This window comes from Pseudomonas paeninsulae, assembly GCF_035621475.1.
Taxonomy (GTDB): domain Bacteria; phylum Pseudomonadota; class Gammaproteobacteria; order Pseudomonadales; family Pseudomonadaceae; genus Aquipseudomonas; species Aquipseudomonas paeninsulae.
Genome location: NZ_CP141799.1, coordinates 3,359,760 through 3,373,640 on the forward strand (window position 1 = coordinate 3,359,760; position 13,881 = coordinate 3,373,640).

At 61.6% G+C, this 13,881-nt stretch carries 15 protein-coding genes and 1 other RNA gene; 4 read left to right on the plus strand and 12 right to left on the minus strand.

The window, feature by feature from the left end; all coding sequences use genetic code 11:
* Nucleotides 1-63 precede the first annotated feature (63 nt).
* Nucleotides 64-1,101 carry a glycosyltransferase family 4 protein gene (locus VCJ09_RS15435; protein ID WP_324731027.1) on the minus strand — a complete coding sequence of 346 codons (1,038 nt, stop codon included), beginning with the start codon at nt 1,099-1,101 and terminating at the stop codon, nt 64-66.
* A complete protein-coding gene (locus tag VCJ09_RS15440; RefSeq protein ID WP_324731028.1) occupies nt 1,098-1,922 on the minus strand; it encodes a UDP-2,3-diacylglucosamine diphosphatase in 825 nt (274 codons plus the stop codon). Before VCJ09_RS15440 ends, VCJ09_RS15435 begins: the two co-directional genes overlap by 4 nt.
* Nucleotides 1,923-2,066: 144 nt before the next feature.
* Between VCJ09_RS15440 and VCJ09_RS15445 the strand changes: the two genes are divergently transcribed.
* From VCJ09_RS15445 to VCJ09_RS15455, 3 genes are all read left to right on the plus strand, one after another.
* Nucleotides 2,067-2,819, plus strand: coding sequence for an AraC family transcriptional regulator (locus VCJ09_RS15445; RefSeq protein WP_324731029.1), 753 nt, complete (start codon nt 2,067-2,069; stop codon nt 2,817-2,819).
* A gap of 80 nt (nt 2,820-2,899) precedes the next feature.
* A complete protein-coding gene (locus VCJ09_RS15450; protein ID WP_324731030.1) occupies nt 2,900-3,235 on the plus strand; it encodes a tRNA-binding protein in 336 nt (111 codons plus the stop codon).
* Entirely contained in the window at nt 3,232-4,083 is an 852-nt protein-coding gene (locus VCJ09_RS15455; RefSeq protein WP_324731031.1) for a DMT family transporter, read from the plus strand. The genes VCJ09_RS15450 and VCJ09_RS15455 overlap by 4 nt, the downstream gene beginning before the upstream one ends.
* 66 nt (nt 4,084-4,149) lie before the next feature.
* On the opposite strand, the gene VCJ09_RS15460 is transcribed toward VCJ09_RS15455, so the two are convergent.
* From VCJ09_RS15460 to ffs, 3 genes are all read right to left on the minus strand, one after another.
* The gene (locus VCJ09_RS15460; RefSeq protein WP_324731032.1) at nt 4,150-4,959 is read right to left on the minus strand and encodes an SDR family oxidoreductase; all 810 of its coding nucleotides are present in this window, start codon (nt 4,957-4,959) and stop codon (nt 4,150-4,152) included.
* Nucleotides 4,960-5,118: 159 nt separating this feature from the next.
* On the minus strand, nt 5,119-5,493 hold the full coding sequence (locus tag VCJ09_RS15465; protein WP_324731033.1) for a DUF2784 domain-containing protein: 375 nt from the start codon (nt 5,491-5,493) through the stop codon (nt 5,119-5,121).
* A 383-nt stretch (nt 5,494-5,876) separates the two neighbouring features.
* Nucleotides 5,877-5,973: signal recognition particle sRNA small type (ffs, locus tag VCJ09_RS15470), an RNA gene on the minus strand.
* Between the two features lie 575 nt (nt 5,974-6,548).
* Here ffs and VCJ09_RS15475 point away from each other — a divergent pair.
* Entirely contained in the window at nt 6,549-6,827 is a 279-nt protein-coding gene (locus tag VCJ09_RS15475) for an HU family DNA-binding protein (RefSeq protein WP_324731034.1), read from the plus strand.
* Nucleotides 6,828-7,081: 254 nt separating this feature from the next.
* Here VCJ09_RS15475 and VCJ09_RS15480 read toward each other — a convergent pair whose 3' ends face one another.
* From VCJ09_RS15480 to VCJ09_RS15510, 7 genes are read right to left on the minus strand one after another with little or no spacing between them, the layout of a single operon-like run.
* Nucleotides 7,082-8,107, minus strand: a complete 1,026-nt coding sequence (locus VCJ09_RS15480; protein ID WP_324731035.1) for a tetratricopeptide repeat protein — start codon at nt 8,105-8,107, stop codon at nt 7,082-7,084.
* 1 nt (nt 8,108) lies between these two features.
* A complete protein-coding gene (locus VCJ09_RS15485) occupies nt 8,109-9,077 on the minus strand; it encodes a type II secretion system F family protein (protein ID WP_324731036.1) in 969 nt (322 codons plus the stop codon).
* Between the two features lie 24 nt (nt 9,078-9,101).
* Nucleotides 9,102-10,088: a type II secretion system F family protein gene (locus VCJ09_RS15490; RefSeq protein WP_324731037.1), complete on the minus strand. Its 987-nt coding sequence runs from the start codon at nt 10,086-10,088 to the stop codon at nt 9,102-9,104.
* Complete coding sequence (locus VCJ09_RS15495; protein ID WP_324731038.1) at nt 10,085-11,521, minus strand: CpaF family protein; 1,437 nt, start codon at nt 11,519-11,521, stop codon at nt 10,085-10,087. Before VCJ09_RS15495 ends, VCJ09_RS15490 begins: the two co-directional genes overlap by 4 nt.
* Nucleotides 11,511-12,749 carry an AAA family ATPase gene (locus VCJ09_RS15500; protein ID WP_324731039.1) on the minus strand — a complete coding sequence of 413 codons (1,239 nt, stop codon included), beginning with the start codon at nt 12,747-12,749 and terminating at the stop codon, nt 11,511-11,513. The genes VCJ09_RS15495 and VCJ09_RS15500 overlap by 11 nt, the downstream gene beginning before the upstream one ends.
* Nucleotides 12,743-13,246: a TadE/TadG family type IV pilus assembly protein gene (locus tag VCJ09_RS15505; RefSeq protein WP_324731040.1), complete on the minus strand. Its 504-nt coding sequence runs from the start codon at nt 13,244-13,246 to the stop codon at nt 12,743-12,745. The genes VCJ09_RS15500 and VCJ09_RS15505 overlap by 7 nt, the downstream gene beginning before the upstream one ends.
* Nucleotides 13,246-13,713, minus strand: a complete 468-nt coding sequence (locus VCJ09_RS15510) for a TadE/TadG family type IV pilus assembly protein (RefSeq protein ID WP_324731041.1) — start codon at nt 13,711-13,713, stop codon at nt 13,246-13,248. The genes VCJ09_RS15505 and VCJ09_RS15510 overlap by 1 nt, the downstream gene beginning before the upstream one ends.
* Nucleotides 13,714-13,881: the final 168 nt, after the last annotated feature.

The window sequence follows — 13,881 nt, forward strand, 5'->3', positions numbered from 1 at the left end:
GCCAGCTTCGCGTTGCCAGGCAGGGTGCGCACGGCGCCTCCCTGCCCCGATAGCCACCTCCACTTAATTCTGGCTTACCGCCAAAGCCCGAGCGGCGCACGGCTCGCCGTCGAGCATGGGCTGGCGGGCCAGGAATTCCAGCGCCGATACGCGCCAGGATTGCCCTGCCGCCAACTCGGCGCAGCGCGTCCTGTCGAGTTCAAGCGCCGCCAAGCAAGCCGCACGCAAATCCTCGCTCATCACCCCCGTCACGCCCGCCTCCAGCACATCCAGCGGGCCGGGCACCGGGAAGGCCGCCACGGGCGTGCCGCAGGCCAGCGCCTCGAGCATCACCAGGCCATAGGTATCGGTGCGCGAGGGAAACACCAGCACACTGGCCTGACGATAGGCTGCGGCCAGTTCTTCGCCATGCCGATAGCCGAGAAATTTCACCGCCGGATAATGCGCCTGTAAGGCCTCACGCTGCGGACCGTCGCCGACCACATGCATCTCGCCAGGCAGGTCGAGCTCGAGAAAGGCCTGCAGGTTCTTTTCCGTGGCGATGCGCCCGACATACAGAAATACTGGTTTGTGCACTGCGGACAGCGGCACCTGCGGTCGAAACAACCGCGTATCGACGCCCTTGCGCCACAACGCCAGACGCTGCAGGCCCCAGCCGGAGAATTCCCCACGCAGCCGCTCGGTGGTCACCAATACCGCCTCGCTCGGGCGGTGGAAGGTGCGCAGGTAGGCATAGCCCCAGCGCAGCGGCAACCACGGCCAACGGCCATGGATATACTCGGGAAAGCGCGTATGGATGGCACTGGAGAACGCCTGGCCGCGCTTGCACAGCCAGCGTCTGGCGGCCCAACCAAGCGGTCCTTCGGTGGCCAGATGGACGCAGTCGGGCTGAAATTCGCGGATCGCCGGGCCGACCCGCCAGAGGTTCCAGGTCAGCGGAATCTCCGGGTAGGTCGGGCACGGCAAGTAACGAAAATCCTGCGGCGACAGCAGCTTGACCTGATGGCCCAGACTGCGCAGATCGCCGACCAGGGCCTGCAAGCTGGTGACCACACCGTTGACCTGCGGCAGCCAGGCATCCGAGACGATCAATATCCTCATGCAGCTGGCTCGACTGCAGCCACCTGTTCGACCTGCGCCTGAGCCCCTCGTGCCTGGTCGTCGGCCAGCCGATACATCTCGATGCGTCCATCCAGGTGCTCGATCAAGGCCGTGCAGGACTCGACCCAGTCGCCGCAGTTCATGTATTGCACCTCGCCCATCGGCCGGATCTCGGCGTGGTGGATATGCCCGCAGACCACGCCATTGAAGCCCCGCTTGACGCATTCGTGGACGATCGCCTGCTCGAAGTCGCTGATGAAGTTCACCGCCCCCTTGACCTTGTGCTTAAGGTAGGCCGACAGCGACCAATAGCCATAACCGTAACGACTGCGCCAATGATTGAGCCAACGATTGAGGGTCAGGGTGACCTCGTAGGCCGAGTCGCCAAGAAAGGCCAGCCAACGGTGATAGCGGGTGATCACATCGAACTGATCACCATGGATCACCAGCAAACGCCGGCCATCGGCGGTGATGTGCTCGGCCTCGTCGACCAACTGGATATTGCCCAGCATCAGCGACGAATAACGGCGCAGGAACTCGTCGTGGTTGCCGGTGACATAGATCACCTCGGTGCCGCGCTTGCTCATGGTCAGCAGGCGGCGGATCACGTTGCTGTGCGCCTGCGGCCAGTAGATGCCGCTGCGCAGCCTCCAGCCGTCGATGATGTCGCCCACCAGGTAAATCCGCTCGGTTTGATAACGCTTGAGGAACGCCGCCAGATGCTCGGCCTGACAATCCCGGGTACCCAGGTGGACATCGGAAATCCACAGGGTACGGACTCGTTGCTTACGACTCGGCTTGGCGAGCTGGGCGCTGGTCATGGGCGGCCTCCGGCTGGGTTTTGCCGAGCTTGCGCGCGGACGGTGAAACGACTGTGACAGCGCCATGGCAGTTCAATGACAGCGCCCCGCCACGACCATGCGCAACGGCCTGCTAAACTGGCCGCCTGTCACGAGGATCCTGCCATGCCGTCGCTGCTCTCTTTGCGTCACTACAGCCATGAACTGCTCAACCACAGCCATGACCATGCGCAGCTGGTCTTCGGCCTGAGCGGCCAGCTGGACTTCGAAGTGGCCGGGCTGGGCAGTCTGGTGATCCGCCAGACCCTCGCCGTGGTGCCGGCGGCTGCGCAACACGCCTGTGGCAGCAGCAGCGGCAGCCAGTGCCTGGTGCTCGACGTGCCCTCGGAGCACTGGCTGCAACAGCACTTGGGCCTGCATGCCGATGCCAGCCGCCGCCTGCTCGACTGTCCCGGCGCCCGGAGTCTCAACCCGGCGCAAAGCCAGCTGGTCAGTTGGCTTGCGGCCAGCCCGATCAATGACCCGGTGATCGCCCAGCAAGGCGCAGCGCTGTTGCTCGCCAGCTTGGCGAGCGAACACATCGAGCGGCTAGGCGTGCCAGGCTTGCCGCTGGCGGCCCTGGACGCGCATATCGACCGGCATGCCGCCTACCCGCTGCAGGTTGGCGACCTGGCGCGGTTGGCCGGTTTGTCGGTGGCGCGTTTTCATGCGCGCTTTCTCGACGAAACGGGACAGACGCCCATGGCCTATGTGCGCAGCCGGCGCCTGCACCAGGGCCGACAGTTGTTGTGCACTAGCCAACTGGCCGTCAGCGAGATCGCTGCCCGCGTCGGCTACAGTTCGCAAAGTGCCTTTACCGCGGCGCTATTGCGGCAGTTCGGCTGCACCCCGCGCGCGTTGCGCCAGCGACACGAGTAACGCGACAAAACCCGCGACTTCCGCGACAGACAGGGCGAGCTACGCCCCCTAGACTTGCCTGCACTGGATAGGGAGGCGTTATGCAGCAGATCGAATGGGCAGACTTTCAACGGATTGAATTGCGCGTGGGCACGGTGCTGTCCGCCGAGCTGAACGACAAGGCTCGCAAGCCGGCCTACGTACTGCGGGTCGACCTCGGCGAACTCGGGGTGAAAACCTCCAGCACGCAACTCACCGAGCACTACCCATGCGCCGAACTGATTGGCCGCCAGGTGCTCTGCGTGTGTAATTTCGCACCCAAGCGCATCGCCGGGATCCGTTCCGAGGTACTGGTGACCGGCGTCTATGACGCGGACAACAAGGTGGTACTGGCCAGCTTCGACAAACCGCTGCCTAATGGGTCGCGCCTGGCATGACCGAGCGCAAGGCACTGTTGGCGATTCACCTGGGCGCCCTGCTGTTTGGCCTCTCGGGGATCTTCGGCAAACTGGCCAATACCGTACCCATAGCCATCGTCGGCGGTCGGGCGATCTTCGCCGTCATCGCGCTGGCCCTGTTCGCCCGCCTCCTCAGCCAGGACAATAGCCAACGGCCAAATGCGCGGCAGCTGGCAATGCTGGTACTCGGCGGCTTATTGCTGGGCAGCCATTGGCTGACCTTCTTCGAGGCGGTGACGGTTTCCAGCGTGGCCATCGCCACCCTTGGTTTCGCCAGTTTTCCGGCGTTTACCGTACTGCTCGAAGGTCTGCTGTTTCGCGAACGCACGCGGCCCAGCGAATTCGCCATGGTCGCCGTGGTCTGCCTGGGATTGATCCTGGTCACGCCGAATTTCGACCTCGGCAGCCAGGCTACCGTCGGGCTGCTCTGGGCAGTGCTGTCGGGCTTGCTGTTCGCCCTGTTGTCACTGCTCAACCGCGCCAGTACCCGCGGCCTGGATCCGGTGCAGGCGGCGCTGTGTCAGAACCTCACGGTGCTGCTGTGCTTCCTGCCGTTCGCCTGGCCGCTGCTGCCCGACCTGGCGCTGCTCGACTGGTTCTGGCTGGCCATGCTCGGGGTGTTCTGTACCGGCTTGGCGCACAGCCTGTTCGTCGCCAGCCTGCGCGTAATCAAGGCGCGCAGCGCCGCGGTGATCTTCGCCCTGGAGCCGGTCTACGGCATCGCCTTCGCCTGGTGGTTGTTCAACGAGATACCGACGCTGCGCATGCTGCTCGGCGGCAGCCTGATTATCCTGGCGATTTTCTTCTCGGCACGCATGGCGCGCTGAGGAGCCGACTGGCCCAGCTGGCATAAGGAGGGAACCCTCGCCAGTCTGGCCGCAGCTCGAACTGGATTAGGCCGGTTTACCCTTGGCGCGCATCCTGTCGGCCATGCTGATCATCTCGTCATACAGCAATTGCGGGTTCTTCTGCTTCAACGCCCAGGCCAGGCGCCCCTGCTCATGGGGCAGGATCATGAACTCGCCCTTGGCCATCTCGGCATAGATGTAGTCGGCGATATCCGCGGCGCTGATCGGCGAGCTTTCCAGCAGCTTGCCGACCTGGGCCTTCATCGCCGGAGTCGGGCCACGGAAGGAGTCGAGCAGGTTGGTCTGGAAGAACGACGGGCAGACCACATGCACCCCGACTTCCTGTTGTTTCAATTCGATCAGCAGGCTTTCCGACAGCGCCACTACGCCGGCCTTGGCCACGTTGTAGTTGCTCATCGCCGGGCCTTGCATCAGGGCCGCCATCGACGCGATGTTGACAATCTTGCCCTTGCTGCGCTCGAGCAAGGGCAGGAACGCCTTGCAGCCCTTGACCACGCCCATCAGGTTGATCGCGATCTGCCAATCCCAATCCTCCAGCGATAGCTCGTCGAAGAAACCGCCCGAGGCCACACCGGCGTTATTGACGATCACATCGATGCCACCGAACTTCTCCTCGCAGGACTGCGCCAGAGCGGTCAGCTGACTGTAGTCGCGCACGTCGCAACGCTGGGTGAAACCATCACCACCGGCTGCGCGGATCAATTCCAGCGTTTCGGCGAGACCCGCCTCGTTGACATCGGCGAGCGCCAGACGCCAGCCCTCGCGCGCCCAGCGCAGGGCGATTTCACGACCCAACCCCGAACCTGCGCCGGTAATCATCATCCGATTTTGCATATGGAAGTCGCCTTGTGTTGTGCGATGAAAGAGAAGACAAGGCCCAGTGTATCCAAGGAAATAGTCAGCCCCACGCACCATCATGCAGCTGAATGTCCAAGGCAAACTGCCGCCACTGCCACCCGCCACAGGCAGACCAGACAGCGGCTTCGCAGCCGGTCAGCGCCCATGCCGCCAACGCCAGAGCAAAAAGCCATACACCAACAGATTCGGCAACAGCACGAAAGCTGCCAGCCACAGCTGGATAGAGGGCGTGAGCCCGGTCGGATAGATTATCGGCAGCAGATAGTGCTCGATAAAACCAGCGCTGTAGCCCGCTTGCCCCGCGGCGTGACGCAGGTCGTTTTCCAGAGAGGTCAGCGGGCACAGCAGTTGCAGTGCCTCGACCGTCACCGCCCAGAGCACTGCGGGCAGATGCAGCCAGGCAAGCCAGCGCCAGCGCCAGCGCAACACCAGCAAACCACCGAGTAGCGCGAAAACAATGAACAGCAGATGCAGGAGCAACACGGCATCTGCGGCCAGACGCAGGAGCATGGTTCCCCCTACCTTGAACGCGTTGAACGTATGCAACGATAACCCCGACGCGGCTACCATCGCGACAGTCCACGCTCATCACGATGCGAGCCGGCATGCAAGGTTAGGTACGTATTAGCTGTTGCGAGCACTGCAGGCGCAGGGGGCTCCTCGTAGGAGCGGCCAGGCAGCATTCTGTTTCAGCCACAAAATTCGCGGATAAAACCGCCCCCACAGGGAGACAGATACGCCATGCAAGACGCAACGGGGGCATAACCTTGAAAAAAGTCGCACCTGTCGGCGTGAGGCGGTTACTGCTGAGTTTTTTCAGCGGCCCGCTAAAGGCTTCAGGTAAGCAGATAGAAATTAACAGACAACCCGAACGGGTTTAAAGATGGAGGCGACCCCACCAGCCACACCCCGGCACACAATGTAACCGCTGCGGCTGCTCCCTTCCAGGCCTGACCGGGTTCACGGTTGATCGTTGCGGGGGGACCGGCAGGGCCACCATAACGCTACTCGCCTTGCAGCGAGCCGGGCCATTGTACCGGCTTGTCTTGAACTTACAACTGCTTCAAACACTTAGCCCTATTTTTGCGGCTTTACCCAGGCATGAATAAAACCCGGAATACCCAACCAACTGCGCCAGCCCATTCGTGTTTTCGCATGGGCTGCATGTAATTGCTCGAGGTGGTCTGCAGCATCTTCATCAAGCGCCTAGGCTCAGCAACAAAAGCATGCCTGCTAGCAACTATGGGCTTCAGCGCTTCGCAACAGCCGACTCGCTAAAGACCCCGATGCACTCCGTAAAAACAATACACAACAGATAATTTCGGCGATGGATTCAGTCATGCACTAAAACATCGAGCAGACCGATTTAGGCCTACATTTTCCGCTCAAAAATACGGCGCTGCATTACAAACCGACACATGCGCGGAATTTCCGGCACGGTCGCGAGTCAGAAAACAGGTCCGGCGTTTGCAGAATCTGCCCGGAATCAATGTCTACGAGACGAAATCGCAGTACTCTGCGCGAGGCATTATCAGCGCCACCCTCTCATTCCAAGGAGCAACAACATGGCCATGACTAAAGACCAACTGATCAGTGATATCGCCGAAGCCATCGACGCCCCCAAGACCACCGTGCGTGCGGCACTCGAGCAACTCAGCGAAATCGTCAGCGATGCCCTGGAAAACGACAGCGAAATCACCCTGCCCGGCATCGGCAAGTTGAAAGTCAGCGATCGCCCAGCCCGCACCGGACGCAACCCGCAAACCGGCAAGGCAATCGAAATCGCAGCGAAGAAAGTCGTCAAGTACGTACCGGCCAAAGCCCTGACCGACGCGATCAACTGAGCAACACAAGAAGCAAGCTGGAAAACGGTGTCCGCTGCGCTGCCAGACCATTGGCCGACAGCGGAAACCTTACCTGAGCGAGCCTACAGGCTTTGCAGCCATGCAAAGCTGGCTCCTACACAATCATATCCATCACCGCGAACCGTACTCGCGCAGCAGTAGGCCAACTCGCGGCGGCGGCATCCAATGGCGGGCTGTCGCTGCGCTCCGAGGCCGTACGCGGCGGCCGCTATGTCACGCCCAACGTCAGCCGCTTACTGCACCAGCGGCGCGCTCGGGGGGATAGCGGCTACCGAGCCAGGGTTGCCGCCCATCTGGCGAATCCGTCTGACCTGCTGGACCCGGTTGAGGTTTTCCCAGGCCGTGTCGTAATGCGCAGGAGATTGTTCGATCGCGCTGCGAAAGAACTGCTCGGCGACATCCAGCTTGCCTTCCACCAGGCAGACATAACCAACATCGTTACTGGCCTGGGCACGGCCGCCAATCTGTTCGAAGGCCGAAAGCGCTTCCTCGTAGCGTTCCATACGCGCCAGCAGCAAGCCATAATTACGCCATAGCGGCTTGTAACTGGCATCGTAGCTGATGCCGCGCTGATAGGTTCGCTCAGCTTCTGGCCATTGACCGGCCATGTAGTAGGAATAGCCCAGACTGTTCTGCACCAGCACGGAACGCGGTTCGATCAGCATGGCCAGGCGGTAATAAGCCTCGGACAACGGGAAGTCGTTGTTCAAGTCGGCGAGTACGCCAAGGGCGTTGTAGACCTTCAGCGGTGACTTGCTATCCACCTTGAGTGCAGCCACGTCGTGCAGGCTGCTCTTTTCGCTACCCTGGCGTCGCTGATCTAGCTCCACCGCCTTGAACAGCAGCGCCTGCGCGCCCTTGTGGTCACGCTTGGCCAAATGCAGCATGCCCATCTCGGCCAAGGCGTCGAGGTTGTCCGGTTGGTTCGCCAGTACCTCACCGAAGGCCATCTCGGCGAGCTGAGTATTACCGCGCTCGCGGTGGATGCGCCCGACCCCGACCAGGGCCTCGTAGCGTTTCGGCTCCAGCTCGATGGCGCGCAGATACTGATACAGCGACTGATCCAGGTCGCCGGCCTGGTAGGCCATCTCGGCCATCTGCATGGCCTGATCGGCCGAACTGGCCTGTTTGCGTACCTTGTACAACAACGAATTGTCGCCGCTATAAACCGAGCGGGTATTTAGCTCTGGCTCCGGCCCCATGGTCTGACATCCTGACAACACGACCGTCATGGCCAACAGCAGACTGATCCTTTTCATCTCATAGCTTCCCGAAGACTTTTAGCACCCCAACCAATGCGGGACCGATGGCCACCAGGAAAAAGCTCGGCCACAGACACAAGACTAGTGGGAATATCAGCTTGGTGCCTATTTTCGCCGCCTTCTCCTCGGCCGCCTGAGTACGCCGGTCGCGGAACTCTTCGGCATAGATGCGCAGGGTGTCGGCCACGCTGGTACCAAAGCGAATGCTTTGCGACAAGAGACTAACCAGGCCGCGAATGTCCTCCAGGCCAGTGCGCTCGGCCAGATGCTTGAGCGCCACGGTGCTGGAGATACCGGCACGAATTTCCGCATTGACCAAGGCCAGCTCAAGCGCCAGCTCCGGCTGGCTGACCGCCATCTCGTCGGCCACCCGCTCAATCGCCTGGGGCAAAGCCAGCCCCGACTCGACACAGACCACCATCAGGTCCAGGGCATCGGGGAAGGCGACCAGTAGCCGCCGCATGCGCGCTTGCTTGCGCTTGTCGACATAGATGGCCGGCACCAGCCAACCGACGCCTAGCGCACCGACCACCAACAGAGCGCCAATAGGCAGCGACAGCTTGGGGATCAGCGGCATTGCCAGCAGGCTAAGGCCAACCAGTACCAGCGGCGCCAGCAGGCGAACCGCCCAGTACATCTGCACCGCCGCCGGCGAACGATAACCGGCGTGCGTGAGCAGGGTGCGGGTGGCCGACTCTTGCCCCTCTTCCCCGGAGACAAAGCGCTGGCCCACCTGCTCCAGCATCAGTTGCAGATTGCTCGGTGGCTCCTGGCCGACCGCAGTGCCACCGTGCCCGCGCTTGATCAGAATCAGGCGCCGCTGCACCGGGTCGCGCAGCCCCATCACCAGCATGGCCAGCGTCACTACCGCAAGCACCGCGCTCAGGCCAATGGCGCCGACGAACAGCAGGCGCGCCAACTCCTCGTTGCCCACCGCTCGATTGAGCAAACTCAGCAGATAATCCATGACATATACCTCCTCTGCCAGCGCTTAAACCTGGATGCGGATGATTTTACGGACCCAGAAAATCCCCAGCAACATGGCGACAAAGGCTGCCATCACCATCTTCTGTCCAATGGGATCCTTGAGTAGCACCGGCATGTATTCTGGAGTGGTCAGCACAATCGCCGCAGCCAATACGAAAGGAACAGAAACCAGCACCCAGGCCGACATTCGCCCCTCTGCCGACAAGGTCACGACCTTGCGCTGAAAGCGGAAGCGACCACGGATCAGACTGCTCAAGCGCTCCAACACCTCGGTCAGGTTGCCACCGGTGTCGCGGTGGATCAGCACCGAGGTCACCAGCATCATCACCGTCATGCTCGGCATCCGCTCGAGCAGGCCGAGCATGGCGCGGCGCACATCGTTGCCGTAGTTGATATCGGCAAAAGTCAGGCCGAATTCATGAGCCACCGCCCCCTTGTGCTCCTCGGCCACCAGTTGCAGGGTCTCGTTGAACGGATGGCCAGCGCGCAGAGCGCGGCACATCGCATCAAGGGCGTCCGGCAAGTCTTGCTCGAACTGAGCGAAGCGCTTGCTCCGGTCGCTGGCTACCTTCAGCACCGGCAACCAGCACACCGCCAAGGCCACTGGCAGCGCCAGCCACCAGACCTGGGTGAATAGCCACAGTGCGATACCGGTCACCACACCGAGAATCAGACCGAGCACCACCACCCGATACGCACGGTAGTCATGCCCGGACTGTTCGATCATCTGCGACAAGGCCTCCATGCCCGGCAACTGCTCGAGCATGGCCTCCAGCGGCGTCAGACGCCTGAGGTACTTCTGCCGTAGCACCGTCTGCATGTTCGGCAGGTTGCTGGCCCGCTCCAGTACATGCAGGCGACTACGGATGCGCTTGCGCACCTTGCCCGCCTCGCCAAACACTGGCACCACCAGCCCCTGACTGAGCAGGAATACTGCGGTGAACACCATGCCGAGGAACGCCAGGATAAATTCGCCGGGAATCTGGTTCATGACTGCCCCTCCATCCACTCCGGCCGGAACATCTCGAGAGGCAGCTCGATACCGCGCTTGCCCATCACCTCACGGAACGCCGGCACCATGCCGGTTGGTCGGTAGTCGCCAAGCACCTCGCCGTGCTCGCCCATGCCGCGGCGAACGAACGAGAAAATCTCGGTCATGGTGATGATTTCACCCTCCATGCCATTGATCTCCTGCACGCTGACCAAGCGCCGCTTGCCATCCTCCTGACGCTCGAGCTGGATCACTACATCGATGGCCGAAGCGATCTGCTGACGCATCGCCTTGATCGGAAAGGTCGCGCCGGTCATCGACACCATGTTTTCGATCCGGCCCAGGGCATCGCGCGCGGTATTAGCGTGAATGGTGGTCAGCGAACCGTCGTGGCCGGTATTCATTGCCGTGAGCATGTCCAGCGCCTCGGCGCCACGCACCTCACCAATGACGATGCGATCCGGGCGCATGCGCAAGCTGTTACGCACCAGCTCACGCTGGCCCACCTCGCCACGCCCCTCGATGTTCGACGGGCGGGTTTCCAGGCGCACCACATGCGGTTGCTGCAGTTGCAGCTCGGCCGAGTCCTCGATGGTGACGATGCGCTCGTTATGCGGAATGAAACTGGACAGCACATTGAGCATGGTGGTCTTGCCGCTGCCGGTACCACCGGAGATCAACACGTTCAGGCGGCCACGAACGATGGCCTTGAGCATCAGGGCGATGGCCGGGGTCAAGGTGCCCATCTGCACCAGGCTCTCGGTATTGAGCAAATCCACGGCGAAGCGGCGGATCGATACACTCGGCCCGTCGATGGCCAGCGGCGGGATGATCGCATTGACCCGCGAGCCGTCCTTGAGGCGTGCATCGACCAGCGGCGAGGACTCGTCGATGCGCCGCCCGAGGTTGGAAACGATGCGGTCGATGATATTCATCAGGTGCTGATCGTCGCGAAAACGCACATCGGTGCGCTGCAGCTTGCCAAAGCGCTCGACGTATACCGAGTCATGCCCGTTGACCAGGATGTCGGACACACTGCTGTCGGCCAGCAACGGTTCCAACGGCCCCAAGCCGAGAACCTCGTCGGATATCTGCTTGATGATCAACTGGCGGGTGGTCGCGCTTACCGGTGCGTTATGGTCATCCAGCAGGCGCTGACAGATCTCGCGAATCTGTCGCACCGCATCGGCCTGCTCCAGCGAATCGAGCAGCGACAGATCCATGACCTTGAGCAACTGCTGGTAGATCTTCTCCCGCCACTCGGTCTCCACCGGACTGAGATGGCTTTTTGTTTCGTAGAGTTCGTCTGGGGTGATGTGCTCCCAGGCCATCATTACCTTGTCAGGCTCGCCCTGTGTGTTGCACTCGGCTGATGGCGTTGCAACTGCCTTGACCGGCTGCTGGCGCAAGCGATTACGAAATTCACTGAGCATGGCTCTCTCCCCCGAAAAGACGGCTGAAGGCGCGCTTGAACACGCCCTGTTCGACGCCAGCCTGCTTGCCAAGCAACTCCTTGCTCAGCTCATGCAACGCCAGGGTGATCGGTGCGCGCGGCGCGTGCAGATCCAGCGGCACGCCGGTGTTCTGGCTCTGACTGACCACGGCGAAATCGTTGGGTAGCTTTTGCAACTCGCTGCAACGCAATGCCGTGGCGATATCGCGCAAGGTGATGGGGTCGGACTTGTTGTAGCGGTTGACCACCACCTGCAGACTCTCACCGCGCACCCCCAACTCATCGCGCAGAATGCGCGCCAGACGACTGGCATCCTTGAGGTGGCTGAGGCTCTGCTGCACCACTATGTAGACACGGTCGGCCTGTTCCAGGGTGATGCCAGTGAGGTGATCGATCTGCCGCGGCAGGTCCACCACCACCCAGTCATAGCTGCTGCGCGCCAACTCAAGCAACGCCTCGAGCTGCTCGATATGCACATCCTGCGGCAGACACAACTCGTGCTCACGGCCGCCCAGTACATGCAGGCTCGGGCTGAAATGGCTACAGAAACCGCGCAGCGCCATGCTGTCCAACTCGCCGATCTGTTGCAGCACCTCGACATGGCTGTGGTTGGGCTGCACATCCAGATAATGGGCGACGCTGCCGAATTGCAGGTCGAGATCCAGCAGCAGAACGCGGCTACCCTTGGCACTGAGTTGATGGGCCAGGTTGCAGGCCAGCAGCGTCGCGCCGGAACCACCCTTGGCATTCATCACCGCCACCAGCTTGCCGGTCGCGCCGCTGCTGGAATGAGTCTCGGCGACCATACGCCCCAGCGCTGCAAGCAACTCCTCGGCGGCCACCGGCTCTGGCAAGAAGTCGCGAGCGCCGGCCTGCATCGCCAGGCGTATGCCCTCACGCTCCTCCAGCGGACCACACACCAGTAATGGCGGGCGATCCTGGATCGGGTGCTGCATCAACGCCGCCAATTCCTCGCGCCACAGATGGCTGACCCGCAGCAAGAGAAAATCCGGCGTCTGCTGCAGCCCAAAGAGAGGGTCGGTATGCCCATTACTGACCAGGCGGGTGTTAACCTGCATGCCGGGCACACGCCGACAGATACTATTGAGATGCTGCAAGGCATCCGCGTCGCGGCTACTGATCAGCAGGTGAAAACCCTGCTTGCCGGGCGAACTGGATGGCGCGGGGGCTTCTCTGGGCTTCAACATGGCGTGATCTCCGGAACGACTCCCGTCTCGGCATGGCGACCGAGGCTTTCACGGGGAATGGTCGACCTGAATGCCGGCAGAGTGAACACCCCACGAAACCCAGGAATAAGTAGATCGAAGGTAAAGTTATCCACCCGCAGTTGCACATAGCGGATGGCACTGAAGCCGCTGACACCGGTAAGGTCCGCAGGGTTGGCCACCGTGGCGCCGTTCTCGTCCAGATAGACCAGGGTCAGGTTGGCGGTGCCCAGGTTGGCGATCAACGAACTGGCACCGCCGTTACCGATATCGTTGAAGATGGCCCTGCGCAGGATCCGCGTATCGCGGATATCGCACACCGCCGCCAGGCGCGCTCCGCGGCGCACCACCTCATCCAGGCCATTGACCGTGAAAAACAAGCGGCCCATTTCCACCACACCAAACAGCAGGGTGAACAACAGCAGGCCGATGATGGCGAACTCCACCACGTACACCCCGCGCATGCGTTGCCTGTTCATCACAACCCCCTCATCACGGTGGTGGCCACCAACGGGAAATTCAGTGGGATGGCATTGCCGATCAGCGCTGGCAGGCCGCTGCCAATCACCGGCCGAAACACATAACTGATGCTGACCTGGACATGCTCGGCGCCCACCGTACCGACCGTCACATTGGCAGTGGTCAAACCCGGCACTACCTCTTTGCCGGGTTGGGGCGCTGGCACGCCATAGACGGCGATATTTCTGGTTCTGGCCAGCAACACCGAATTGATCTCGACTTTGCCGAGGTTGGCGTTCCAGGCTTGTCCGGCCAGGTAGCGCACCGCATCGCGGTTAGCTTGCAGCAGGCTGTTGTACTGGTGAAGCATACGACCGAACTCGGCGACACCCAGCAACAGCAACAGTAGTAGCGGCAGGGCGATGGCGAATTCGACCATGGCCACGCCTTGTTGCGCCTGCGGGTGTTTGAAATCACAACGTTCCATAACGCGCTCCTACGAGTCGCAGCTCGATGCCTGAATATCCATAGAGCCTGGTAGCCCGGACGCAACCTGCGAATGCAGTTGCATATGGCTACCGCCTCCCCGAATTGCATCCGGGTTACCATTGGTGCGATGGAACGGTGTGCATATCCACCTCCCATCACATGGTAA

Bases quoted from the DNA above. Each gene is read 5' to 3' on its own strand.
- VCJ09_RS15435 (WP_324731027.1), bottom strand. From the start codon at position 1,101: ATGAGGATATTGATCGTCTCGGATGCCTGGCTGCCGCAGGTCAACGGT.
- VCJ09_RS15440 (WP_324731028.1), bottom strand. From the start codon at position 1,922: ATGACCAGCGCCCAGCTCGCCAAGCCGAGTCGTAAGCAACGAGTCCGT.
- VCJ09_RS15445 (WP_324731029.1), top strand. From the start codon at position 2,067: ATGCCGTCGCTGCTCTCTTTGCGTCACTACAGCCATGAACTGCTCAAC.
- VCJ09_RS15450 (WP_324731030.1), top strand. From the start codon at position 2,900: ATGCAGCAGATCGAATGGGCAGACTTTCAACGGATTGAATTGCGCGTG.
- VCJ09_RS15455 (WP_324731031.1), top strand. From the start codon at position 3,232: ATGACCGAGCGCAAGGCACTGTTGGCGATTCACCTGGGCGCCCTGCTG.
- VCJ09_RS15460 (WP_324731032.1), bottom strand. From the start codon at position 4,959: ATGCAAAATCGGATGATGATTACCGGCGCAGGTTCGGGGTTGGGTCGT.
- VCJ09_RS15465 (WP_324731033.1), bottom strand. From the start codon at position 5,493: ATGCTCCTGCGTCTGGCCGCAGATGCCGTGTTGCTCCTGCATCTGCTG.
- VCJ09_RS15475 (WP_324731034.1), top strand. From the start codon at position 6,549: ATGGCCATGACTAAAGACCAACTGATCAGTGATATCGCCGAAGCCATC.
- VCJ09_RS15480 (WP_324731035.1), bottom strand. From the start codon at position 8,107: ATGAAAAGGATCAGTCTGCTGTTGGCCATGACGGTCGTGTTGTCAGGA.
- VCJ09_RS15485 (WP_324731036.1), bottom strand. From the start codon at position 9,077: ATGGATTATCTGCTGAGTTTGCTCAATCGAGCGGTGGGCAACGAGGAG.
- VCJ09_RS15490 (WP_324731037.1), bottom strand. From the start codon at position 10,088: ATGAACCAGATTCCCGGCGAATTTATCCTGGCGTTCCTCGGCATGGTG.
- VCJ09_RS15495 (WP_324731038.1), bottom strand. From the start codon at position 11,521: ATGCTCAGTGAATTTCGTAATCGCTTGCGCCAGCAGCCGGTCAAGGCA.
- VCJ09_RS15500 (WP_324731039.1), bottom strand. From the start codon at position 12,749: ATGTTGAAGCCCAGAGAAGCCCCCGCGCCATCCAGTTCGCCCGGCAAG.
- VCJ09_RS15505 (WP_324731040.1), bottom strand. From the start codon at position 13,246: ATGAACAGGCAACGCATGCGCGGGGTGTACGTGGTGGAGTTCGCCATC.
- VCJ09_RS15510 (WP_324731041.1), bottom strand. From the start codon at position 13,713: ATGGAACGTTGTGATTTCAAACACCCGCAGGCGCAACAAGGCGTGGCC.